Origin of the sequence: Allobranchiibius sp. GilTou73 (genome assembly GCF_021391335.1) — a bacterium.
In the GTDB taxonomy this organism is placed as follows: domain Bacteria; phylum Actinomycetota; class Actinomycetes; order Actinomycetales; family Dermatophilaceae; genus Allobranchiibius; species Allobranchiibius huperziae.
This window is the reverse complement of the sequence record NZ_CP090051.1, coordinates 636156-657461: the sequence shown is the minus strand read 5'-3', so window position 1 is coordinate 657461 and position 21306 is coordinate 636156. Positions and strand designations below refer to the sequence as shown.

The 21306-nt window shown below is 69.8% G+C and carries 22 protein-coding genes and 1 pseudogene; 17 read left to right on the top strand and 6 right to left on the bottom strand.

Annotated elements, in window-relative coordinates:
• Positions 1 to 5 precede the first annotated feature (5 nt).
• Both LVQ62_RS03165 and LVQ62_RS03160 read right to left on the bottom strand, forming a co-directional pair.
• Positions 6 to 302: a hypothetical protein gene (locus tag LVQ62_RS03165; protein WP_233764890.1), complete on the bottom strand. Its 297-nt coding sequence runs from the start codon at positions 300 to 302 to the stop codon at positions 6 to 8.
• A 156-nt stretch (positions 303 to 458) separates the two neighbouring features.
• Entirely contained in the window at positions 459 to 977 is a 519-nt protein-coding gene (locus LVQ62_RS03160) for an Lrp/AsnC family transcriptional regulator (RefSeq protein ID WP_233764888.1), read from the bottom strand.
• A gap of 130 nt (positions 978 to 1107) precedes the next feature.
• Between LVQ62_RS03160 and hppD the strand changes: the two genes are divergently transcribed.
• The 3 genes from hppD to fahA are packed head-to-tail and all read left to right on the top strand — an operon-like array spanning position 1108 to position 4734.
• On the top strand, positions 1108 to 2313 hold the full coding sequence (gene hppD, locus LVQ62_RS03155) for a 4-hydroxyphenylpyruvate dioxygenase (protein ID WP_233764886.1): 1206 nt from the start codon (positions 1108 to 1110) through the stop codon (positions 2311 to 2313).
• Positions 2314 to 2335: 22 nt separating this feature from the next.
• Positions 2336 to 3541 carry a homogentisate 1,2-dioxygenase gene (locus LVQ62_RS03150; protein WP_233764884.1) on the top strand — a complete coding sequence of 402 codons (1206 nt, stop codon included), beginning with the start codon at positions 2336 to 2338 and terminating at the stop codon, positions 3539 to 3541.
• Entirely contained in the window at positions 3538 to 4734 is a 1197-nt protein-coding gene (gene fahA, locus LVQ62_RS03145; RefSeq protein WP_233764878.1) for a fumarylacetoacetase, read from the top strand. The genes LVQ62_RS03150 and fahA overlap by 4 nt, the downstream gene beginning before the upstream one ends.
• Positions 4735 to 4769: 35 nt before the next feature.
• Here the strand turns inward: fahA and LVQ62_RS03140 are convergent, their stop codons facing one another.
• Together LVQ62_RS03140 and LVQ62_RS03135 are read right to left on the bottom strand one after the other, a co-directional pair.
• A complete protein-coding gene (locus tag LVQ62_RS03140; protein WP_233764877.1) occupies positions 4770 to 5864 on the bottom strand; it encodes an acyl-CoA desaturase in 1095 nt (364 codons plus the stop codon).
• Positions 5865 to 6163: 299 nt separating this feature from the next.
• Entirely contained in the window at positions 6164 to 6832 is a 669-nt protein-coding gene (locus tag LVQ62_RS03135) for a YitT family protein (protein ID WP_233764867.1), read from the bottom strand.
• Between the two features lie 178 nt (positions 6833 to 7010).
• Between LVQ62_RS03135 and LVQ62_RS03130 the strand changes: the two genes are divergently transcribed.
• The 8 genes from LVQ62_RS03130 (at position 7011) to LVQ62_RS03095 (ending at position 13809) form a co-directional block, all read left to right on the top strand.
• Positions 7011 to 7835: a CPBP family intramembrane glutamic endopeptidase gene (locus LVQ62_RS03130; protein ID WP_233764865.1), complete on the top strand. Its 825-nt coding sequence runs from the start codon at positions 7011 to 7013 to the stop codon at positions 7833 to 7835.
• Complete coding sequence (locus tag LVQ62_RS03125) at positions 7832 to 8485, top strand: ABC transporter ATP-binding protein (protein ID WP_233764857.1); 654 nt, start codon at positions 7832 to 7834, stop codon at positions 8483 to 8485. Before LVQ62_RS03130 ends, LVQ62_RS03125 begins: the two co-directional genes overlap by 4 nt.
• Complete coding sequence (locus LVQ62_RS03120; RefSeq protein ID WP_233764854.1) at positions 8482 to 9816, top strand: hypothetical protein; 1335 nt, start codon at positions 8482 to 8484, stop codon at positions 9814 to 9816. Before LVQ62_RS03125 ends, LVQ62_RS03120 begins: the two co-directional genes overlap by 4 nt.
• A gap of 87 nt (positions 9817 to 9903) precedes the next feature.
• Positions 9904 to 10341 (top strand): MarR family winged helix-turn-helix transcriptional regulator, encoded by a 438-nt coding sequence (locus LVQ62_RS03115; protein ID WP_179478131.1) that lies wholly within the window; start codon positions 9904 to 9906, stop codon positions 10339 to 10341.
• A gap of 74 nt (positions 10342 to 10415) precedes the next feature.
• Positions 10416 to 11735 (top strand): MFS transporter, encoded by a 1320-nt coding sequence (locus LVQ62_RS03110; RefSeq protein WP_233764852.1) that lies wholly within the window; start codon positions 10416 to 10418, stop codon positions 11733 to 11735.
• Positions 11736 to 11875: 140 nt separating this feature from the next.
• Positions 11876 to 12577, top strand: a complete 702-nt coding sequence (locus tag LVQ62_RS03105; RefSeq protein WP_233764850.1) for a DUF899 family protein — start codon at positions 11876 to 11878, stop codon at positions 12575 to 12577.
• Between the two features lie 108 nt (positions 12578 to 12685).
• Positions 12686 to 13546 carry an Fpg/Nei family DNA glycosylase gene (locus tag LVQ62_RS03100; protein WP_233764845.1) on the top strand — a complete coding sequence of 287 codons (861 nt, stop codon included), beginning with the start codon at positions 12686 to 12688 and terminating at the stop codon, positions 13544 to 13546.
• Positions 13547 to 13614: 68 nt separating this feature from the next.
• Positions 13615 to 13809: a hypothetical protein gene (locus LVQ62_RS03095; RefSeq protein WP_233764843.1), complete on the top strand. Its 195-nt coding sequence runs from the start codon at positions 13615 to 13617 to the stop codon at positions 13807 to 13809.
• A 28-nt stretch (positions 13810 to 13837) separates the two neighbouring features.
• On the opposite strand, the gene LVQ62_RS03090 is transcribed toward LVQ62_RS03095, so the two are convergent.
• Entirely contained in the window at positions 13838 to 14158 is a 321-nt protein-coding gene (locus tag LVQ62_RS03090; RefSeq protein WP_233764830.1) for a rhodanese-like domain-containing protein, read from the bottom strand.
• Between the two features lie 62 nt (positions 14159 to 14220).
• Between LVQ62_RS03090 and pdxY the strand changes: the two genes are divergently transcribed.
• Together pdxY and LVQ62_RS03080 are read left to right on the top strand one after the other, a co-directional pair.
• The gene (pdxY, locus tag LVQ62_RS03085; protein WP_233764828.1) at positions 14221 to 15066 is read left to right on the top strand and encodes a pyridoxal kinase PdxY; all 846 of its coding nucleotides are present in this window, start codon (positions 14221 to 14223) and stop codon (positions 15064 to 15066) included.
• Between the two features lie 143 nt (positions 15067 to 15209).
• Positions 15210 to 15917 (top strand): L,D-transpeptidase family protein, encoded by a 708-nt coding sequence (locus tag LVQ62_RS03080; RefSeq protein ID WP_233764826.1) that lies wholly within the window; start codon positions 15210 to 15212, stop codon positions 15915 to 15917.
• Here the strand turns inward: LVQ62_RS03080 and LVQ62_RS03075 are convergent.
• The gene (locus LVQ62_RS03075; protein ID WP_233764824.1) at positions 15911 to 16996 is read right to left on the bottom strand and encodes a GNAT family N-acetyltransferase; all 1086 of its coding nucleotides are present in this window, start codon (positions 16994 to 16996) and stop codon (positions 15911 to 15913) included. The two genes, LVQ62_RS03080 and LVQ62_RS03075, sit on opposite strands and share 7 nt — an antisense overlap.
• 138 nt (positions 16997 to 17134) lie before the next feature.
• Here LVQ62_RS03075 and LVQ62_RS03070 point away from each other — a divergent pair, with 138 nt between their 5' ends.
• The 4 genes and pseudogenes from LVQ62_RS03070 to LVQ62_RS03050 all read left to right on the top strand — a co-directional run bounded on the left by LVQ62_RS03070 (position 17135) and on the right by LVQ62_RS03050 (position 21226).
• The gene (locus LVQ62_RS03070) at positions 17135 to 17875 is read left to right on the top strand and encodes an ABC transporter ATP-binding protein (protein ID WP_179478149.1); all 741 of its coding nucleotides are present in this window, start codon (positions 17135 to 17137) and stop codon (positions 17873 to 17875) included.
• Positions 17876 to 17893: 18 nt separating this feature from the next.
• Positions 17894 to 18919: pseudogene (locus LVQ62_RS17705) on the top strand (ABC transporter permease); the annotation flags it as partial.
• Between the two features lie 73 nt (positions 18920 to 18992).
• Positions 18993 to 20414 (top strand): ABC transporter permease, encoded by a 1422-nt coding sequence (locus LVQ62_RS03055; protein WP_233764800.1) that lies wholly within the window; start codon positions 18993 to 18995, stop codon positions 20412 to 20414.
• A gap of 101 nt (positions 20415 to 20515) precedes the next feature.
• Positions 20516 to 21226: a VC0807 family protein gene (locus LVQ62_RS03050; RefSeq protein ID WP_233764793.1), complete on the top strand. Its 711-nt coding sequence runs from the start codon at positions 20516 to 20518 to the stop codon at positions 21224 to 21226.
• Positions 21227 to 21306 lie beyond the last annotated feature (80 nt).

The window sequence follows — 21306 nt, the reverse complement described above, 5'->3', positions numbered from 1 at the left end:
GAGCGTTACACCCGCTCCTCGGGAGCTGCCCGGCGCCGTCCCAGACGGAAACCGATGCCCGCGGCGAGGACCATCAGCCCGATGACGGCGACGACACAGCCGACGATCTGCCATCGGGTCACGATCGACGCCGACCCGTCCCACCAGGAACCACTCGTGCCAAGTCGCCCACCGGAGCCGTCGTCCAGCGGCGCGTAGGCGAACCAACCGAAATCGCTCGGGCCGGCCTGAGACGACAGCGCCAGGGCGATGCCACCGCCCACCAGCACGAGGCCGAGGACCCACCATGCACGACGCATCATGTGTGAAGTATCGGCCTTCCGGCGGAGGTGCACAGCGATCACGGGAGACCTTGAGCCGTCCGCGCAGCAATGACTGTGCGACCTCACCTATCGCTGATGATCCGTTGCACCACGCGGGCGTGCCGGCCGTCGTCCGCGATGTCGCGTCGACCGGATTCAGCGGAGGCTGGTCGACGTGCGCGTCGGCGGTACGTCGCGGCGCAGGAGCGGCAGGGCGCGTGCGCTGACGACTGTCGCGAGGACGACGACCGAGGTCGAGCGGCGTACCGCCTCGGACTGGCCGAGCACGAGCAGTGACTGCTGCAGGTCGTCGTTCGACGCGGCGGCGAGGCGGACCACGACGTCGCCGGTGCCGGTCGTCGAGTACGCCTCCAGCACGCCGGGCATCTCCTGCAGCAGCGCTGTCACCGTGTCGAGGTCGCCCTGGGCGATCTCCAGGGTCACCATCGCCTGCACCGGGTAGCCCGCCGCGACCACGTCGAGCTGCGGGCCGTACCCGGTGACGACCCCGGATGCGCGCAGCTTGTCCATCCTGGCGCCGACGGTGGCGCGAGTGACCCCGACCATCCTGGACAGCTCCAGCACGCCGATGCGCGGATGCTCGGTCAGCAGCTCCAGCAGGGTGACGTCGAGGTCGTCCAATAGCGGGCGGGCATCCGGATGCGCATTCTGCATAGTGAGAGTGTGTGAGCAGCGCGCTGATTGCGCAATCGAGGCAGCCGAGAGAGCCTGACTTGCGCACCGACTGCGACAAGCGGTGGAATGGCTGTGACCTGCCACACAGCACGAACCGCATGGAGGCGCGATGACGATCCAGGACACCCTCACCGACCAGGAGCAGTTGGCCGGGCTCAGCCACGAGCAGCTCGAGAAGCTGGTCGGGTTGGTGGACTACGACGCGTCCGCCGACAACTTCCCCATCGTGGGATGGGATGCGCTGGTGTGGGTGGTCGGCAACGCCACCGCGACGGCGCAGCTGATGCAGGTCGTCTACGGCATGGAGTTGGTCGCCTATGCGGGGCCGGAGACAGGGGAACGGTCCAAGACGTCCTTCGTACTGCGTTCGGGCGCGGCGCGTTTCGTGATCGAGGGGTCCGTGCGACCGGGCGGGCCTCTCGTCGATCACCATGCCAAGCACGGTGACGGCATCAGCGACATCGCCCTGCAGGTCACCGACGTCGACCGTTGCATCGAGCACGCGCGCAAGGTCGGAGCGACCATCCTGGAGGAGCCGCACGACCTCACCGACGAGCACGGCACGGTGCGCATGGCGTCCATCGCGGCGTACGGCGACACCCGCCACACGCTGGTGGACCGGTCGGCGTACAAGGGCGTCTACCTGCCCGGCTACGTTGAGCGCACCACCCAGGTCGTGCACCCGGAGGGCTCGCCCAAGCGCCTGTTCCAGGCGGTCGACCACGTGGTCGGCAACGTGGAGCTCGGCGCGATGGACGAGTGGGTGGACTACTACAACCGCGTCATGGGCTTCACCAACATGGCCGAGTTCATCGGCGAGGACATCGCCACGGACTACTCCGCGCTGATGTCGAAGGTCGTCGCGAGCGGCAACCACCGGGTCAAGTTCCCCCTCAACGAGCCGGCCCCTGGCAAGCGCAAGAGCCAGATCGATGAGTTCCTGGAGTTCTACGACGGCGCGGGTGCTCAGCACATCGCGCTCGCCACCAACGACATCCTGCAGACCGTCGACGTGCTGAGCGCACGAGGCGTGCAGTTCCTTGCGACCCCCGACACCTACTACGAGGACGCCGAGCTGCGCGAGCGGATCGGGCAGGTGCGGGTGCCGATCGAGGAGCTGCAGAAGCGCGGCATCCTCGTGGACCGCGACGAGGACGGCTACCTGCTGCAGATCTTCACCCGCCCGCTCGGCGACCGCCCTACGGTGTTCTTCGAGCTCATCGAGCGGCACGGGTCGCTCGGCTTCGGCAAGGGCAACTTCAAGGCGCTCTTCGAGGCCATCGAGCGCGAGCAGGAACTACGCGGCAACGCCTGATCGCCCGCGGACCGGAGGAGACATGGCCCACTACCGCGCGGCGGGCTCGATCCCGCCCAAGCGCCACACCCAGCACCGGGCACCCGACGGGAGCCTCTACCGCGAGGAGTTGATGGGCGAGGAGGGGTTCAGCTCCGACTCGAGCCTGCTCTACCACGCGGGAGTGCCGTCGTCCCTGGTCGACGTGCGTGCCTGGGAGCTGCCGGATCAGAGCACGACGCCCAACCAGCCGCTGCTGCCCCGGCACCTGAAGCTGCACGACCTCTTCCCCGGTGACGGCTGGCGGTCATTGGACGCGGTGACCGGTCGCCGGCTGGTGCTCGGCAACGGCGACGTCCGGATCAGCTACGCCGTGGTGGGGAAGACCTCTCCGCTCCACCGCAACGCGGTCGGCGACGAGTGCGTGTTCGTCGAGGCCGGCACCGCCGTGGTGGAGACGGTGTTCGGCGACCTCACGGTCGGACCGGGCGACTACGTGCTGCTCCCGCGGTCGACCACCCACCGGTGGGTGCCGACCGGTGACGGCCCGCTGCGGCTGTACGCGATCGAGGCGAACGGGCATATCGGCCCGCCGAAGCGGTATCTGTCGAAGTTCGGTCAGTTCCTCGAGCACTCGCCGTACTGCGAGCGCGACCTGCGCCCGCCGACCGAGCCCCGGGTCGTGGAGGAGACCGACGTCGAGGTCTACCTCAAGCACCGCGGCGACGGTCCGGGCGGTCTTGCGGGCACCGTGCACGTCGTACCCCAGCACCCGTTCGACGTGGTCGGCTGGGACGGCTGCCTCTACCCGTACGCGTTCAACGTCGCCGACTTCGAGCCGATCACCGGTCGGGTGCACCAGCCGCCGCCGGTGCACCAGGTCTTCGAAGGCTCGGGGTTCGTGATCTGCAACTTCGTGCCGCGCAAGGTCGACTACCACCCGCTGTCGATCCCGGTGCCGTACTACCACTCCAACGTCGACAGCGACGAGATCATGTTCTACGTCGACGGCGACTACGAGGCCCGCAAGGGCAGCGGCATCGGCAAGGGCTCGATCAGCGTGCACCCGGGCGGGCACAGCCACGGCCCGCAGCCGAGCGCCATCGAGGGCAGCCTCGGCGTGGAGTACTTCGACGAACTGGCCGTCATGGTCGACACCTTCCGGCCGCTCGCGCTCGGCGAGGGGGGCACCGCATCCGACGACGGCGCGTACGCGTGGTCCTGGTCCGGGCGCGGACCCAGGGGATGACGTCCTTCGGTCTGCGCACTCTGCCGTACGGCTCGTTCAGCACCGCCCAGGACCCTCGACCGCGGGTCGGCGTCGCGGTCGCGGACCAGGTGCTCGACGTGAGCGCGGCGTCGGCACGGTTGCTGCCGGCGTACGCCGAGGTGTTCGCGTCGGGCACACTCGACGCGTTGCTCGCGGGCGGGCCGGACGTCTGGGCGACGGTGCGGTCCGCGGTCGAGAGCTGGGTGCACGACGCACGTGCGCGGGCCGTCCTGGACGTCCACTTCCATGCGGCCGACGCCGTGCGGATGCTGGCGCCGTTCACGGTCGCCGACTACGTCGACTTCTATGCCAGCGAGCAGCACGCGACCGCGGTCGGGCGCATCTTCCGCCCGGACGGCGATGCCCTCACCCCGAACTGGAAGCACCTGCCGATCGGCTACCACGGGCGGGCGGGCACCGTCGTGCCGTCAGGCACCCCGATCGTGCGGCCGCGCGGACAGCGGCGTACGCCGGACGGCGAGATCGTCTTCGGCCCCTCGACCCGCCTGGACATCGAGGCGGAGGTGGGCTTCGTCGTCGGCACGCCGTCGACGCTGGGGGAGCCCGTCGGTCTCGACCATTTCGACCAGCACGTCTTCGGGATCGTGCTGGTCAACGACTGGTCGGCCCGCGACCTGCAGGCGTGGGAGTACGTGCCGCTCGGGCCGTTCCTCGGCAAGTCGTTCGCGACGTCCATCTCGCCATGGGTCGTGCCGCTGGCCGCGCTGGAGCACGCCCGCGTCGCCCCGCCCGTGCGCGACGTGCCGCTGCTGCGCTACCTCGAGGACAGCGGCATGCCGCCGTGGGGTCTGGACCTGCAACTGCAGGTGCGGCTGAACGGCGAGGTCATCAGCGAGCCGCCGTACGCCGGGATGTACTGGACGCCCGCGCAGATGCTCGCGCACCTCAGCGTCAACGGCGCATCGATACGCAGCGGCGACCTCTACGCGTCCGGCACGGTGAGCGGTCCCGGGCAGAAGCAGGCCGGGTCGATGCTGGAGCTCTCGAACGGCGGCCGCGAACCTTTCCCGTTGCAGGACGGGACGACGCGCTCGTTCCTGCAGGACGGCGACGAGGTCGTGATCAGCGCGACCGCGCCGGGCGCGGAAGGCACCCGCATCTCACTGGGCGAGGTCCGCGGCGTCGTGCACCCCAGCCGGCCGTCGACGTAACGCGCCATCCCGGTGGCGGGCCTCGTCGGGTCCGTTCAGAGCGCGCGGCGCTGGGCGACCAGCGGGCACAGGAACGGGTCGGACCCGCGGACGCCGACGGTGTTGAGGTGCCCGATGACCTGCCGGTACGCCGTCCACAGATCGGTCTGGGTGTAGGGGATCCCCTCGGCGGCGCAGTGCGCGGCCACCAGCGGCTGGATCTTGCGCAGGTGCGGGCGGGCGATCGAGGGGAAGAGGTGGTGCTCGATCTGGTAGTTCAGCCCACCCATCGCGATCGAGACCGCGGGCCCGCCCCGGATGTTGCGGCTGACCAGCACCTGACGCTGCAGGAAGTCCAGCTTCAGTCGGGCGGACACCAGCGGCATTCCGATGTGGTTCGGCGCGAAAGATGCGCCCATGTAGGCACCGAAGACGGCCAGCTGCAGTGTCAGGCAGGCGAGCGCCTTACCGGGCGACAGCACCCAGAAGAACAGCGCGGGCAGCACGGGCAGGCGCACCGCCAGGAACGCCACCTCCATCCAGCGTCGTTCGATCTTCTCGCGGGAGGCCACCCGGCGGATGCCGCTCCAGTGCAGGGACAGCCCCTCGAGCAGGGTGAGGGGGAAGAAGTACCAGCCCTGGTGGTCGAGCAGCCAGCGCACCGCACGAGGGCGCGGGCGGGTGGCCGCCTCGGGAGTGAGGGCCAGCGCGCCGATGGCCAGATCGGGGTCGTAGCCCTCCTTGTTGGGGTTGGCGTGGTGCCGGTTGTGCTTGCCGCGCCACCAGCCGTGGCTGATCCCGACGAGCAGGTCGGCCACGATGAGACTGACCCAGTCGTTCCACCGGCCCGACTTGAAGATCTGCCGGTGCGCCGCGTCATGGCCGAGGAAGGCGATCTGGGTGAGGATCACGGCCAGCACGGCGGCCCAGGCCAGCTGCCACCAGCTGTCGCCGATCCAGATGAACGCGGCGACCCATCCGGCCAGCACGAGCACAGCGCCGACCAGCTTGCTCCAGTAGTAGCCGTACCGGCGGCGCATCAGCCCCAGATCGGTGACCTGGCGGGCCAGCGCGGTGAACGAGCTGGTGGGGTTCGCGCTCGCGGCCCTGGGCGGGGGCATCGTGCTGGCGCTGGTGGGTGTGCCGGCCATGGTCGTGACTTTCCGGGGCCGGCTGGGAGCGCGGCGACCCTTGCGTAAAGCCATGTCGGGCCGGTGTCGCTGGGTTCAGCGAGGGAGATGGCGACCGTAGAGGACCACGCAGATCGTGCTGTGATGACAGGGAGATCCGGGTCCGGGGAGGCGCCCACTGAGCATCGATCCTACCCGAGTGAGAGCTGCGTCACGTACGGCGGTCGGCGCCCTCACGGGAGCCGGCGTCGCCACCCTGACGCAGGTAGAGCCGACAGCCTCAGGTCGTCCTGTGGCTGTCGGCTCTACCTGTGCCAGGGTCAGATCGCGAGGTAGCGACCGGGCCGGTGGTTGATCGCCAGCACCAGGTTGAGCAGCACAGCGCCCGCGACGGACAGCGCCACGATGTGCGCGGGCACGACGGTCAGCGCGAGCAGGATGATGCACAGGTCGGAGGTCATCTGCACCCATCCGGCCTGCACACCGAAGCGTTCCTGCACGATCAGCGCGACCGTGTTGAGACCGCCGACGCTGGAGTCGTGCCGGAAGAGGATGAGCATCCCGATGCCGGCCAGCAGGTTGCCGAGCAGCACGGCGTACACCCTGTTCAGGTGCGAGGTCGAGATGGCATACGGCTGCAGGGCCGTCAGTGCCGACACGGCGGCGACGGCGATCAGGGTGCGCGCGGTGAAGCTGCGACCCTTCTTGAAGTAGGCCAGCACCAGGAAGGGCAGGTTGACCACGAAGTAGACGCCGCCGAACGCCAGGTGGGTGGCGTAGCTGAGCAGCAGGGCGATCCCGGCCGTGCCGCCGGTCACCGCATGCCCCGACCTCAGCAGGAAGAGCCCGAGCGACACCACGATCGCACCGGTGGCCATCCCGAAGACGTCCTCGAACGCCGTGTGCGGCTGCCCGACGGCAGCCTCCGGCTCCGGCCGCGCGGGTGCGGCGGTCGGGGCGGGCGGGGTGGCGGTCAGCACGCCGGTCACGTCAGGTCTCCTACACACTGGCCGACCACGCAGGTCGCAGCCGCGATTCGGCAGAGTCGCAGCTTTGACCGGCGCAGCCGACGGAAAAACGAGGGGGGTGATGCGCACACGATGAGGCACCCACGGCACGCCGCGCAACTCGGCGCGTTCGCCCATGTTCGTAGGTGAGGATGGCGGCATGACGAGCGAGCGGCGGGGTGCCCGCGCGACGATCGCCGCACTGTGGCGTGGGCCACTCCAGGTGCCGGTCACTCCCTACCCACCCCGCACGCTGGTGACCGAGACGGCGTACCTGCTGCTGCTTAGCCTGGGGGCCTCGGCGATCTACTCGATCCTGTCGATCATCAAGTCCTTGCAGAGCACCGTGTCGCTCGGTCACCAGACCTCGACGCTCAACGCCTCGCAGGCGCAGCAGTCCTGGCTCGACCTCGCCTACCAGGTCGTCGGCATCGGCCTCGGCGTCGTGCCGGCACTGCTTGCGATCCACCTCATCGGGCGCGAGATACGTTCCGGCAGAGCATATTTCGGCCTGGACCGCACTCGACTGCCTAGCGATCTCGGACTGGGTGCGCTGCTCGCCGCCTGCATCGGCATCCCCGGCCTGGTGCTGTACGTCGTCGCGCGCGACCTCGGTGCCAACACCACCGTGGTCGCCTCGGCACTGGGCGAGCACTGGTGGACCGTGCCGGTCCTGATCGCCTCGGCCATCCAGAACGCGGTGCTCGAGGAAGTGGTGATGGTGGGCTATCTCTTCACCCGGTGGACCCAGGCGGGCGGGCGGCTGTGGGTCGTCGTGGTGGGCTCCGCACTGATCCGCGGCAGCTACCACCTCTACCAGGGCTTCGGCGGTTTCGTCGGCAACATCGTGATGGGTCTCATACTCGGCACCGTCTATCTGAGGACCCGTCGGGTACTGCCGCTGATCATCACCCACTCCATCCTGGATATCGTCTCGTTCGTGGGTTATTCGTTGCTGCACGACCACATCGGCTGGCTCCGGTGACGGCGGGCACTGCTTTCCAGGAACTGGTCGCCGACGGCGTCACCGCGAGTGTCGACGGAGTGAGCATGCTCCCGGAGACCTCCCTGACGGTGCGGCCGGGGGAGAACGTCGTCATCACCGGCCCCAACGGCGCCGGCAAGACGACGTTCCTGCGCATCCTGACGGGCAACATGCTGCCGACCGCGGGCACGATCACCCTGGACGGCACCCGCGTCGACGAGCGGGACCGCACCATCCGCCGGGTCATCGCGCCGCTCATCGGGCCGATCGCGGGCTATCGCGACCTCACCGTGGGCGACCACCTGATCCTGGTCGACCAGACCTGGGGCGGCGACCGCGCCGGGGCCGCCGAACGCATCATCGCGATCCTCGAACGCCTCGACATCTACGACTTCCGGGACCGCTACCTGTCCCAGCTGTCTTCCGGGCAGCGCCAGCTGGTGGAGTTGTCGATCGTGCTGCTGCGACCGAGCGCGCTGCTGGTGCTCGACGAACCCGAGCAGCGCCTGGACACCGGCCGGCGCGAGCTGTTGTCGGACGTGCTGCGCGAGCGGGTCGATGCCGCGTCCTCCGTCGTCTGGGTGTGCCACGACCAGGAGCTGGCCGAGCGCACCGCGACCCGTATCGAACGCTTCCCCCAGCACTCGTGAGCGTCTCGCCGCAGGCACCGACCGACGACCACCGGCTCGCCGAGGCCTACCACCTGCGCTACCGCGGTGAGGGGACCCAGCTGCGCTCGGCGCTCTTCACGGCGTACGTCGTGGGGCTCTTCGGCATCGTCTACGGCGTGCTGGCCTCGCACTACGTCTTCCAGACCTGGCCCGTCGCCCGGCACCGGGTGCAGGACCATCCGCTGCTGTGCGCCCTGGCCGCCGTCCTGCTGGTCGCGGTGGTCGCGCTGCTCGCGGGACGTGCCGGCAGGCGCCGCGGTCCGGTGGTGCCGGAGCCCGGACACCTGGAGTTCGTGAGCGCGACCGACCTGCCGCGCGCCCTCACCCTGCGCGACGCCTGGCGCAGCACCTGCGTCGTGGTGGCGGCCGGCCTGCTCGGGCTGGGCATCGCCGTCCCCGGTGGTCTTGTGATGGCCGGAGGCTCCGCGTGGGCGCTCCTCTTCGGCGTCCTGCTGGCCCTGGTCGGTGCCCCGGCGCTGCTCTACGCCTGGCTGCGCGGCGAGGCCGCGGGCCACGCCGGCGGTCCGTCGGTGGCCGCCCTGCTCGACTCGCTGCCGATGAGCCTGCTGCGCACCCAGTCTCTGATGAGCGACAGCGTCAGCTCGGCACTGGTCGCGGGGGACACCCGACGGGCCCGCGCCCAGGCGTTCAACCTGCGGCTGCGGCACACCCCCTTGCGGATCAAGCCGCTCGGGCGGTGGGGTACGACGATCGGCGCGGACGTCGCCGGCCTGCTGCGGCTCGGCTGGGTGTCACTGGGCTGGCTCATCGTGCAGATCGCCGCGGTGGCGCTCGCCTCGATCGCGCCGGTGGTGCACAGCCGCTCGCCCCTCGTACTCCCGGTGGTCCTCGTGCTCGCGCACCTCACCACGTCGGGTCTGACCCGAGGTCTGCAGCACCACGCCGGCACCGCCGGCGAGCCGTCCATCCTCGGCATCACGTGGCAGGCCGAGACCGTGCTCCACCTCGCGCCGGTCGCGGTCCTGCAGTTCGTGGTCGCGTTGGTGACGGCGGTGGTCACCGGAGTGGCCGCACCGCTCGCGCTGGCCCACGCGGCCGCGGTCATGGTCGCGCTGGTGGCCGGCCAGCTCCTCTACGTGCACAAGGGGCCACCGCCGCTGGCGCTGATGGGCACCGGCGGGGGCCGCGGCATCGGCTTGCTGTGGGTCGCGCACCCGACGATCGCGGTCGCGGTGGTCGCCGTTGCCGGTGTCCTCGGTCCGTCGGAGGCGCTGCTCGCGGCACTCCTGCTCACCTCGCTCGCGTGGTCGCGGACCTCGTCGCAGTTCGCGCCGGCACACCCGCGCTGAGCGGACCGTTCACGGACGGTGCGGATCCCAGCGTGTCGGTCCCGCAGAACGGACTCGGGCTGGATAGCGGATCTATAAGCTGAGCCGATGACGACTGTCGACGACACCGGCGCCCGGCTGCTGATGGCCGTCGCCCGCCTCAATCGCTGGGCGACGCGGCACGCGGACTTCGACACGCCGCCTGCTCAGGCACGGCTGCTGTCGCTGGTGGAGGAGATAGGTCCCGCGCGGATCGGCGACCTCGCCGCCGCCGACCACTGCAGCCAGCCGACCATGACCACCCAGGTGCAGCGCGTCGAGGCGGCCGGGTGGGTGCGGCGGCGTTCGGATCCGGGCGACGCGCGGGTGGCGCTGATCGATGTCACCCCTGCCGGCCGGGCCGTCCTCAACAAGGTGCGGACCGCGCGCCGGGCCACCCTCGCTCCGGTCTTCGACACGCTGTCGGACTCCGAGCGCGAGTCGGTGGCAAGGGCCACCGCGCTCATCGAGCGCATCATCGCCAGGTCGGAGGAGAAAGCGGACTGACCCGCCGGCGGGGTTGCCTGGCGGCTGTTCGCGAGCTAACGTATAGGAAAACTATGCACTTGACGAGGACGGCGATGCACGCGAAATCTCCCGAGACCAGCGACTCCGGCATGTTCCACCAGCCCAAGGCGGTCTACGCGGTTGCCTTCGCATGCGTCGTGTCGTTCATGGGCATCGGGCTGGTCGACCCGATCCTGCCGGCCATCTCCAGCCAGCTGCACGCCACTCCGAGCCAGACGACGCTGCTCTTCACGAGCTACCTGGTCGTCACCGCCGTTGCGATGCTCGTCACCAATGCGGTCTCCAGCGCCATCGGGGCGAAGAAGACCCTCATCGCCGGCCTGTCGCTGATCGTCGTCTTCGCCGCGCTCGCGGGATCCGCCGGATCCATCGGCGGGATCGTCGGCTTCCGAGCAGGGTGGGGACTCGGCAACGCGCTCTTCATCGCCACCTCCCTGGCCGTCATCGTCTCCTCCGCCACGGGTGGGTTCGCAGGCGCGATCATCCTCTACGAGACCGCGCTCGGCGTCGGTATCGCGGTGGGCCCACTGCTCGGCGGTCTCCTCGGCACGGTGAGCTGGCGCGGTCCGTTCTTCGGCGTCTCGGTGCTGATGGCGATCGCGCTGGTGGCGACGGTGCTCTTCCTGCCCGCCACCCCGAAACCGGAACAGCGCACCTCGATCATGGCGCCGCTGGCGGCCCTGCGGCACCGCGGTCTGCTGACCATGGGCCTGGCCGCTCTCTTCTACAACTGGGCGTTCTTCACGATGCTCGGCTACGCGCCGTTCCCGATGCATCTGTCCGCGATCAAGCTCGGGCTGGTCTTCTTCGCCTGGGGCATCCTCGTGGCCCTCTTCGCGGTCTTCGGCGCCCCCAATCTGCAGCGGCGCTTCGGCACCGCGCCCACCCTCTATGTCGCCCTCGGGCTCTTCGCGGTCGACCTCGCGATCATCGCGATCTGGCCCACCAACCGCACCGTCCTGATCGCGACCGTCGTCGCCGCGGGCATCTTCATCGGCATCAACAACACCCTCACCACCCAGGCCGTGATGGTCATCTCGCCGGTCGAGCGCCCGGTCGCCTCCGCGGCGTACGGATTCGTCCGCTTCATCGGCGGCGGCCTGGCCCCGTTCGCCGCGGGCAAGCTCGTCGAGCACTACAACCTGCACGTGCCGTTCGCGCTCGCAGCCGTGTCCGCGGTGATCGCCGCGGTGCTGCTGTCCACCGCGCACCGCACCCTGGCGGCGGCCGATCGCGGCATGGACGAGGACGGGCACCGCCACGCTGGCGACGACGCAGAAGTCGCGGGTGAGGTCGGCGACGAGCTCGGCGGCGCCGCGGCCGCGGTGGACGATTTCGAGCGGGAGCACGACCAGAGCACGATCCGCGGCTGAACCGCGTTCGAACCGGGAGTACCGGCGCGCTCGATGCAGAGTCCCGTCCCCCCGATCGACGCGAATCCCCCTCCCGAACGGCGTCCCCGGCGCGTATCGTCGAACGGTTCCTTGGCCGTCGAGCACCGTCGGAGGACACCATGGCCGATCAGGACACCGCCCAGACCGTCGACCGGACCCGTGCACCGGAGGCAGCGCCCCCGGTCGTGGGGCGCGCCGAGTTCGACACCGCGCTCGCCGAGCAGGTCGCGCTGGAGAAAGAGGTCACCCGGCACGACGACCGGGTGTCCGCAGCGCGCCGGCGGCTGCCGATGGTGCAGGTCGAGGACTACGTGTTCGCCGGGCGCTGCGGCCCGGTGCGCCTGGCGGAATTGTTCGGCGACCACTATCTGCTCCTGGTGCAGAACGTGATGTTCGACCCCGGGTGGGAGCAGGGCTGTCCCAGTTGCACATGGGCCGTCGACAACCTGCCCGCGAACATGAGCCGGCTGGCCGACGAGGGCATCTCCTTCGCGATGGTGTCGCAGGCGCCGATCGAGAAGCTCCAGGCGTGGGCGAAGGAGCGCGGCTGGGATCACCGGTGGGTCTCGTCGTACAAGACGAGCTACCACTACGACTGGGGCTGGACCCGGAGCGACGACTCCGGCAGGGAAGGTCAGTTGCCCGGATACTCCTACTACCTGCTGCGCCACGGTGTCCCGTACCTCACCTACATGACCACCGCCCGCGGCACCGAGGCGATCCTGCCGGTCGGGCACATCATGGACCGCACGTGCTACGGCCGTCAGCAGGACTGGGAGGACAGCCCCACCGGCTGGCCGCAGGAGCCGACGTACGGCTGAGGCTCGGGGCTCGGTGCTTGTTCTCCCTCGCCCGTCGGACCTGATCGTTACTGTCGTGCTCGAGGCGTGCCCGCCGGTCCGCCGTCATCGCCGGTCGGAGGAGTCGACGTGCCCGAGTTGCCCGAGGTGCAAGGTCTGACCGACTTCCTGCGCGCCCGTGTGGTCGACCTCGCGATGACCGGTGTCGAGGTCGGGTCGTTCAGCGTGATGAAGACCTTCGACCCGCCGCCGCAGGCGTTGCAGGGTCTGCTCGTGACCGGGGTGGAGCGGCACGGCAAGTTCATCGACATCGATGCCGACGGGGTCCACCTGATCTTCCACCTGGCCAGGGCCGGCTGGCTGCGCTGGTCCGAGCAGTCGCCGGCCACGATGCTGCGGCCGGGCAAGTCCCCGATCGCGCTGCGGGTGCGGTTCTCCGACGGCGCGGGGTTCGACCTCACGGAGGCCGGCACCCAGAAGCGGCTCGCCGCGTACATCGTGCGTTCGCCGCAGGACGTGCCCGGCATCGCCTCGCTCGGCCCGGACCCGTTGCACGAGTCCTTCACCCGTGAGGTGTTCGCCGGGATCCTGGAGGGTCGCCGCACCCAGATCAAGGGCCTGCTGCGCGATCAGTCCGTCATCGCCGGGGTCGGCAACGCCTACTCCGACGAGGTGCTGCACGCGGCCAAGCTCTCGCCGTACGCCGTCGCCGGTTCGCTGTCGGAGGAGCAGGTGTCAGTGCTCTACGACGCGCTGGAGCAGATCCTGCGCGGTGCGGTGGCGACGGCGTCCGGCAAGCCGGCGAAGGACCTGAAGGATGCCAAACGGGCGGGTATGCGGGTGCACGGACGCACCGGAGAGGCCTGCCCGGTCTGCGGAGACGTCGTACGCGAGGTGTCGTTCGCGGATCGGTCGATGCAGTACTGCGCCACGTGCCAGACCGGGGGCAAGGTGCTGGCGGACCGCCGGATGTCACGGTTGCTGAAGTAGTGGCGCCGACCGGACACACGGACGGCCGCGCGCCACTAGTGTCATGGGCCCGATCCGATGGAGGACTCATGAATCCGAACGTGCGCAGTGGACTCATTGCCGGCGTCATAGCCGGGGTGATCTATGCGGTCATCGCCATCGCCACCGGCACGGGCGTCGGGGCGGCCCTCGGCGTCGGGCTCATCTTCTTCGTGGTGGTGGCCGTCATCACCTTCGTGGTCGCCACCGTGATCGGCAAGACGGTGGCCAAGAACCGCACCTGACCCGCACGCCGGCCGGGTATGACCCGCCTCAGATGACGCGCGGTTCCCCGGAGTCGGCGGTCAGCGGCTTGCCGGCAGACGCCCAGGCGCGCATGCCGCCGTCGACGTTGGCGACGTCGAATCCCTGCTGGCTCAGCCACGCGACCGCCTGCGAGGAGCGGCCGCCGGATCGGCAGATGACCGGAAGCGTGGTGTCGTCCGGGGGCAGGTCGTCCAGACGGGTGGGCAGGTCGCCGAGCGGGATGTGCACCGCGCCCGGCGCGTGACCCGCGTCCCACTCGTCCTGCTCGCGGACATCGAGGACGACCGCGTCGTCGGGCAGCTGCTGCGGGGTGGTCGGTTCACTCATCCTGCGATTGTCCCGTATCCCGGCAGCGGTGCACCCGGCACAGGGCGTCATACCCTGCGCTGGTGAAGGTCATGTCCATCCAGTCCTCCGTCGCCTACGGCTATGCCGGCAACAGCTCGGCTGTCTTCACGCTGCAGCGCCTCGGGCACGAGGTCTGGCCGGTGCACACCGTACACTTCTCCAACCACACCGGGTACGGCGAGTGGCGCGGCATCGTCTTCGAGCCGCAGACGGTCGGCGACGTCATCACCGGCATCGAGGAACGCGGCGTGCTGCCCGAGTGCGACGCCGTGCTGTCGGGCTACCAGGGCGCGCCGCCCGTGGGCGAGATCGTCCTGGACGCGGTGGCCAGGGTGAAGTCGGCCAACCCGGCGGCCGTGTACTGCGCCGATCCGGTGATGGGTGACGTGGGCCGTGGGTTCTACGTGCAGGCGGGGATCCCGGAGTTCATGCGCGACCGGATCGTGCCGGCCGCGGACATCGTCACCCCGAACCAGTTCGAGCTGGAGTACCTCACCGGCAGCTCGATCCGCTCGGTGGCAGACCTGCTCGCGGCTGTCGAGGCGCTACGACGGCAGGGCCCCGACACGGTCCTGGTCACCTCGGTGCAGACCGACCAGACGCCGGCCGACTCGGTGCAGATGGTGGCGGTGAGCCGCGAGGGGGCGTTCCAGGTGACCACACCGCTGATGCCTCTGCATGTGAGCGGGTGCGGTGACGCGACCGCCGCGATCTTCCTGGCGCGGGTGATGACCGAGGGCGTGGCGCACGCGCTGGCCACCACGGCCGACTCGGTCTTCGCGATCATCGAGGCGACGCACGCGGCGGGCACTCGCGAGCTGCAGTTGATCAGCGCCCAGGACGAAATCGCGCACCCTCGTGGACGGTTCGAGGCTCAGCCGGTCTGAGATTCCCCCGCCTCGGGTTCCAGAAATCCAACCGGAATACCCTGCGCACCGTCTAATGTGTGTGGTACGGGACCTCCCCGTCACACGGGTACGAGGCGCGGGTCGCACTCGAGCCCGCCATTCTTCATTCAACAGGGGACATCATGACTGCTATCGATCGACGGACTCTGCTTGCCACGACCATCGGTTCCTCCGCGTTCGCGATCGTCGGCGGGGCGATGCTCGCGGCCCCCGCAGACGCGGCGACCGCGACCCGGCCTGTGCTCAAGATGGGGTCCACCGGCAGCTGGGTGCTGTCGGCGCAGCACGCCATGTGGAACGCCGGGTACTGGTGCGGCGGCATGGACGGCCAGTTCGGGTTCGTGGTGCAGCAGGCGGTGTGGGCTGTGCAGAAGGCCAACGGCATCCCCACCACCGGCGAGATCGACGCCCCGACGTGGACCGCGATCGACAGCAAGCACCGTGCGTGGCCGCGCTACGCCGGTAACCACATCGAGATCGACAAGACCCGCCAGTTGCTGATGGTGGCACGCGGCGGACGCAGCGCGATCACGTTGAACACCTCCACCGGCTCCGGCCGCACATTCGAGTACGAGGGGCACCCGGCAATCGCGCGCACCCCGTCCGGGAACTTCAAGATCTACCGCAAGACGACGACGGGCTGGGTCTACGGCCCGCTCGGCGGGTTGTACAAGCCCTACTACTTCGTCGGCGGCATCGCCGTCCACGGTTCGCCGAGCATCCCGCCCTACCCCGACTCGCACGGATGCTGCCGGGTGTCGACGGCCGCCCAGGACTACCTCATCTCCGGCGGCGGTCTGCAGATGAGCGAGTTGGTCTACGTCTACTGACGCAGGGGCAGCCCGTCGAGGCGACGGGTCATCGCCACGTCGTCGCGGTCGCCGAAACTGAAGCGCAGCCCACCCGGCACCCGGCCGGTCTCGACGTAGCCGCAGCGCTGGTAGAAGGCACCGAGACCGGTGCCGCCGCGGTAGTCGATCTGCACCAGTTCGCATCCCTGCGACCGGGCGTGGGCGTGCAGCGTTCCCATCAGCAGGCGTCCCAGATTCGCTCCCCGCTGCTTCGGATCGGTCATCACCCGCATGAGTGAGCACCGGTGCCGCACAGCGTGATGCGTCGGCCGCACCACGAATCCGAATCCCAGCAGCTGTCCCGTCGGGGAGGAATCTTCTCGGCCCAGCGACGTCGGGGCGTGCAGTCGCACGAGGGTGGTGCCCGCGTCCGCGAGGTGCCGCTCGAGTGCGTCGGCCACTGCTTCGCGCGGTGCGTGGGCCTCGAACCCGACGGCGCCACCGCTGTCGTTGACCCGGCACCACAGGTCGAGCAGCTCGTCGTACGCCGGGTCGCCGGCGGTGACCGGCCCCACCCGAGCGAGGGGCGAACGCAGCAGCCTCGGCGCGGGCTGGTCCTTCGGGTCCTGGGGTGCTCGCCGCGCGCCGACGTCCAGGAGTCCGGCGGCCCGCGCGACCTTCACCGACGGTGCATTCGTCGGTGCGATCCGGGCCAGCACCGGGCGGTCCGGCCACCACTCGGCGGCGTACGCCGTGCCGGCCGCGGCGATCTCGCGGGCCAGGCCCTGCCCGCGCGCCGAGGGATCCAGTCGGTAGTAGAGGTTGAGGTGGTCGCGGCCCTCGAACGTCAGCGGATCGATCCCGCCGATGCCGACGGGGACGCCGTCGCGCTCCGCGATCCAGTAGCCGACGCCGACGCTGCTCCACCGGTCCGCCCAGGACCGGAGCCGAGCGGACGCTGTCGCGGCGTCAGGGTAGGGCTGCTCGTACATCAGCTCGTATCCGCGAGGATCGGTGTGCCAGGTCAGGACCCGCTGATCGCATGCGTCGTCCTCCGACATCGGTCGCAGCGTGAGGCGCGCGGTGGTGACGGTGCTGGGCGCGGGACCGATCGGCATACGGGCACCGTAGCCAGGGGGTGCGACATCGTCGCGGCGACCGCCGACGGGTGTCGGCGACATGGGTGACAATCATCAGGCACGGTTCACGACGGCCGGCACCACCGATGGACGGCTGCCACGGGAAGGCTCCCTCTCATGACCACGACGACCACCCAGATCGCCGCGCGCGCCGTCGACCTGGTAAAGACGTACGGCAGCGGCAGCACCACGGTGCAGGCGCTGAACGCCGTCAACGTCGAGCTCGTGCGGGGCGAGTTCACCGCGATCATGGGGCCGTCCGGCTCGGGCAAGTCGACGCTCATGCACTGCCTGGCCGGTCTCGACTCGGTCTCCTCCGGTTCGGTGAGCATCGGCGACGCGGAGCTGTCGGGGCTGTCGGACAACAAGATGACCGCACTGCGGCGCGACCGGATCGGTTTCGTCTTCCAGTCCTTCAACCTCGTGCCGACGCTGACCGCCCTGGAGAACATCACGCTGCCGATGGACCTTGCCGGTCGGAAACCGGACAAGGAGTGGCTCGACAACGTCATCGACACCCTCGGCATCCGCGACCGTCTCGGGCACCGCCCGAGCGAGCTGTCCGGTGGTCAGCAGCAACGGGTGGCGTGCGCGCGGGCGCTCGCCTCCCAGCCCGACATCGTCTTCGGCGACGAGCCGACCGGCAACCTGGACTCTCGCTCCTCCGCGGAGGTGCTCGGGATCCTGCGCAGCTCCGTCGACCGGCTCGGGCAGACGGTCGTGGTCGTCACCCACGACCCGCGCGCCGCGGCGTACGCCGATCGCGTGCTCTTCCTCGCCGACGGCGACATCGTCAACGAGATGCGCGACCCCACCGAGGCGCGGGTGCTGGACCTGATGAAGACGATGGAGGACTGACCCGTGCCGCGCCGCCCGATGGGACGGGTGTCGATCCGCAACCTGCGCGCGCACAAGGTGCGGCTGATCCTGACGGTGCTGTCGGTGATCCTCGGCACGGCGTTCGTGACGGGGTCCTACGTCTTCACCGACACCCTCAAGCACAGTTTCACCGGCATCTTCAACGACGCGTACAAGGGCATCGCCACCCACGTGGAGCCGGCGCACAGCTACGACGCGGGTGTCCCTTTCGGTGATCTGGCGACGATTCGGCGGGTGTCGGGGGTCGATCGGGTCGCGCCGGGCGTCGAGCGACCTGCCGCGCTGGTCAACTCCCAGGGCACCAAGGTCGCGAGCGGCGGAGCGCCCAGCGTCGCGGACACCTGGACGGTGCCCGCCGACCGCATCGGCGATCCGACCCAGTTCGAGTCCGGCGGGCCGCCGACTGCCTCGGGGGAGGCCGTGATCAACGCCGGGGCGGCGCGCAAGGGCGACATCAAGGTCGGCGACCGGGTGCGGATCGTGCTGTCGAACCGGCCGGTGCTCACGCTGACGGTGTCGGGGATCTACCGCACCAAGACCGAGAGCGGCGGCTACATCGGGGTGCTCCTCAGCCCCGCTCAGGCGGTCCAGGTGCTGTCGGACGGGCGCCACTACACCTCGGTGGACGTGTCGGCGAAGCCCGGCGTGAGCGAGGACGAGCTGACGTCGCGGATCGCCAAGGTCCTCCCTTCCGGGCTCACCGTCGAGACCGGCACCAAGCTGCGGGACGACACGAACGCTCAGATCCAGACCGCGTTGTCGTTCGTCAACTACCTGCTGCTGGCCTTCGGATTCATCGCCCTGATCGTCGGCACCTTCATCATCTACAACACCTTCTCGATGATCGTCGCCCAGCGGCTGCGCGAGCTCGCGCTGCTGCGGGCGGTCGGTGCGAGCCGCAAGCAGGTGCGCCGGTCGGTGCTGCTGGAGGCGTTGTTCACCGGAGTGATCGGCAGCGTGCTCGGCATCGTCGGTGGGGTGGGTCTCGCGATCGGGTTGCGCGAGCTGCTGAACGCGTTCAACGTCGGCCTGCCGTCCGGCATGTTGCTGCTGCAACCGCGCACGCTCGTCGTGGCCCTTGTCCTGGGGGGTGGGGGTGACTCTCCTCTCGGCGTACATCCCCGCCCGACGCGCGTCGTCGATCGCCCCGGTCGAGGCGATGCGCGAGGAGTTCGCCATCCCGTCGGCCTCCAGCTCCACCCGGCGCACCATCCTCGGTCTCGCGCTGCTGGTCCTCGGCGTGGTTCTCACGGTGCTCGGAGCGACCTCGTCCTCCACGTCGCACGGGTCCGCCCTGATCGGCGCCGGGCTGCTCGGAGTGGGAGGCGCAGCGCTGATGCTCTCGCCGGTGCTCGCGCGCATCGTCATCCCGCCGATCGGGTGGGTCGCCGGGCGCCCGTTCGGCCGGCCGGGCACCTTGGCGCCTTCGAACGCGGTCCGCAACCCGCGGCGTACGGCGGCCACGGCCTTCGCGCTGACCCTCGGACTGCTCATCGTCAGCGGCATCTCGGTGATCGGTGCGTCCGCCAAGGGCAGCGTGAACCACCTCTTCGACAACAACGTGCGAGCCGACCTCGTGCTGACCGCAGGCCAGCAGGGCACGGTGCCGCAGCCGGCCATCGACGCTGCGGCCAAGCAGGACGGCGTCGGATCGATGACGCAGTTCCACCTCGCGTTCGGTCTGCTCGACGGAGCCGAGGAGACCGGGAGCGGCGTCGACGGTCCACTCTCCGCGGTGCTGGCCCTGTCACCGGTCTCGGGGTCGATCTCGCCCACCGGCGACAACCTGGTCGCCAGCGAGTCCAAAGCGCGTGAGCGCGGTTGGACCATCGGTTCGATGCACACGCTCACCCACCCGGGCGTCGGGTCGGTGCGGTTGAAGCTGGTCGGCATCTACCAGGACAGCCAGCTCGCCGGGGCGTGGCTGGTGAGCGGCGCGACGTACCGCAGCCTCACTCCGGCGGACGAGCGAGCGGCCGAGGTCGGCCTCATCCGGGTCGCGCCCGGGGCCGACCTGTCACAGGTGCAGGCGCGGGTGGAGAAGGCGACCAACCCGTACTACGTGGTCTCGGTCGACACCCGCGCCCAGTTCAAGGGACAGATCGCGGCACAGGTCAACACCCTGCTCGGGTTGCTCTACGCGCTGCTCGCGCTCGCGATCGTCATCGCGATCCTGGGGATCATCAACACCCTGGCGTTGTCGGTGGTCGAGCGACGGCGGGAGATCGGGATGATGCGCGCGGTCGGGATGATGCGACGGCAGGTGCGCCGCACGATCTACCTCGAGTCGTTCCTCATCGCCGTGTTCGGTGCGCTGCTCGGGCTCGCGCTCGGGATCGTCTACGGCGTGCTCTTCACCAAGCTTCTCAAGGACCAGGGTCTCAGCGTGCTGGTCATCCCCTGGACCCAGGCGCTGGGCTTCCTGGTCGTCGCCGGGATCGTCGGCGTGCTGGCGGCGCTGTGGCCGGGGGTGCGCGCGGCGCGCACCCCACCGCTGGCGGCCATCGTCGACGCCTGAGGGGTTCCGGCGCGCGCGAGTGGAGTCGTCGCGCGCCCTATGGAGCGCGCGGCGACTCCATTCGCGCACGGCGGGTGCGTGCTCCTGTCAGGATGAGCCGCGTGAGGACACCGCTGGACGAGCAGATGGCGCAGGCCGGTCGGTTCGCACCCTCGATCCGGATGTCCGGGCTGCTGCGGATGCTCGCCCTCGACATCGCCATCCCGGTCGGCGGCTACTACCTGGCCCGGGCTCTCGGCGCGGGGATGACCGCGGCGCTGCTCATCTCCACCGTCCTCGCCGGGCTCCGGCTGTGCTGGCTGATCTGGCGCCAGGGACGGGCCGACGCGTTCGCGATCTTCATGCTCTTCCTCTTCGCCGGCGGGCTCACGCTGTCGCTGATCACGGGCGATCCGCGTTTCCTGCTCCTCAAGGGCGCCGCCCTCACCGTGCTGTCGGGTCTGGTCTTCCTCGGCTCGGTCGCGGTACGCCGACCGCTCACCTTCGCGGTCGCGGGGCGGCTCGCGGGGTCGGACGAGACGTCCGCCGCCGGGTTGAAACAGGGCTGGGCGACGTCGGCGCCGTTCCGGATGGGCTTCTACCTGATGGGCATCGTCTGGGGTGTCGGCCTGATCCTGTCGGGCACCGCGCAGATCGTCCTGATCTACACTCTCACTCTCGATCAGTCGGTGGCGGCGACCAATGTCGTGTCGCTGGTGTTCTTCGCGATCTGCATCGGCTGGAACGTCTGGTTCGTCGAGCGTTCCCGCAGGCTGTCGCGCGAGGCCTCGGATCCGCAGCCGCAGATCGCGTCCGCGCCGGCGAGCTCGTGAGACGCACGCGACCCTGACGGCGTTCGCATCGGTTGACGGCGTTCGAACACCGTCAACGGCGCGAAACGCCGTCAGCGTGC

What these genes read in the sequence shown, in the direction of transcription:
- LVQ62_RS03095 (WP_233764843.1), top strand. Translation starts at nt 13,615, where the DNA reads ATGAATCCGAACGTGCGCAGTGGACTCATTGCCGGCGTCATAGCCGGG.
- LVQ62_RS03075 (WP_233764824.1), bottom strand. Translation starts at nt 16,996, where the DNA reads ATGCCGATCGGTCCCGCGCCCAGCACCGTCACCACCGCGCGCCTCACG.
- LVQ62_RS03140 (WP_233764877.1), bottom strand. Translation starts at nt 5,864, where the DNA reads ATGGCCGGCACACCCACCAGCGCCAGCACGATGCCCCCGCCCAGGGCC.
- LVQ62_RS03080 (WP_233764826.1), top strand. Translation starts at nt 15,210, where the DNA reads ATGACTGCTATCGATCGACGGACTCTGCTTGCCACGACCATCGGTTCC.
- LVQ62_RS03115 (WP_179478131.1), top strand. Translation starts at nt 9,904, where the DNA reads ATGACGACTGTCGACGACACCGGCGCCCGGCTGCTGATGGCCGTCGCC.
- fahA (WP_233764878.1), top strand. Translation starts at nt 3,538, where the DNA reads ATGACGTCCTTCGGTCTGCGCACTCTGCCGTACGGCTCGTTCAGCACC.
- LVQ62_RS03070 (WP_179478149.1), top strand. Translation starts at nt 17,135, where the DNA reads ATGACCACGACGACCACCCAGATCGCCGCGCGCGCCGTCGACCTGGTA.
- LVQ62_RS03150 (WP_233764884.1), top strand. Translation starts at nt 2,336, where the DNA reads ATGGCCCACTACCGCGCGGCGGGCTCGATCCCGCCCAAGCGCCACACC.
- LVQ62_RS03105 (WP_233764850.1), top strand. Translation starts at nt 11,876, where the DNA reads ATGGCCGATCAGGACACCGCCCAGACCGTCGACCGGACCCGTGCACCG.
- hppD (WP_233764886.1), top strand. Translation starts at nt 1,108, where the DNA reads ATGACGATCCAGGACACCCTCACCGACCAGGAGCAGTTGGCCGGGCTC.
- LVQ62_RS03130 (WP_233764865.1), top strand. Translation starts at nt 7,011, where the DNA reads ATGACGAGCGAGCGGCGGGGTGCCCGCGCGACGATCGCCGCACTGTGG.
- LVQ62_RS03090 (WP_233764830.1), bottom strand. Translation starts at nt 14,158, where the DNA reads ATGAGTGAACCGACCACCCCGCAGCAGCTGCCCGACGACGCGGTCGTC.
- LVQ62_RS03110 (WP_233764852.1), top strand. Translation starts at nt 10,416, where the DNA reads ATGCACGCGAAATCTCCCGAGACCAGCGACTCCGGCATGTTCCACCAG.
- LVQ62_RS03165 (WP_233764890.1), bottom strand. Translation starts at nt 302, where the DNA reads ATGATGCGTCGTGCATGGTGGGTCCTCGGCCTCGTGCTGGTGGGCGGT.
- LVQ62_RS03160 (WP_233764888.1), bottom strand. Translation starts at nt 977, where the DNA reads ATGCAGAATGCGCATCCGGATGCCCGCCCGCTATTGGACGACCTCGAC.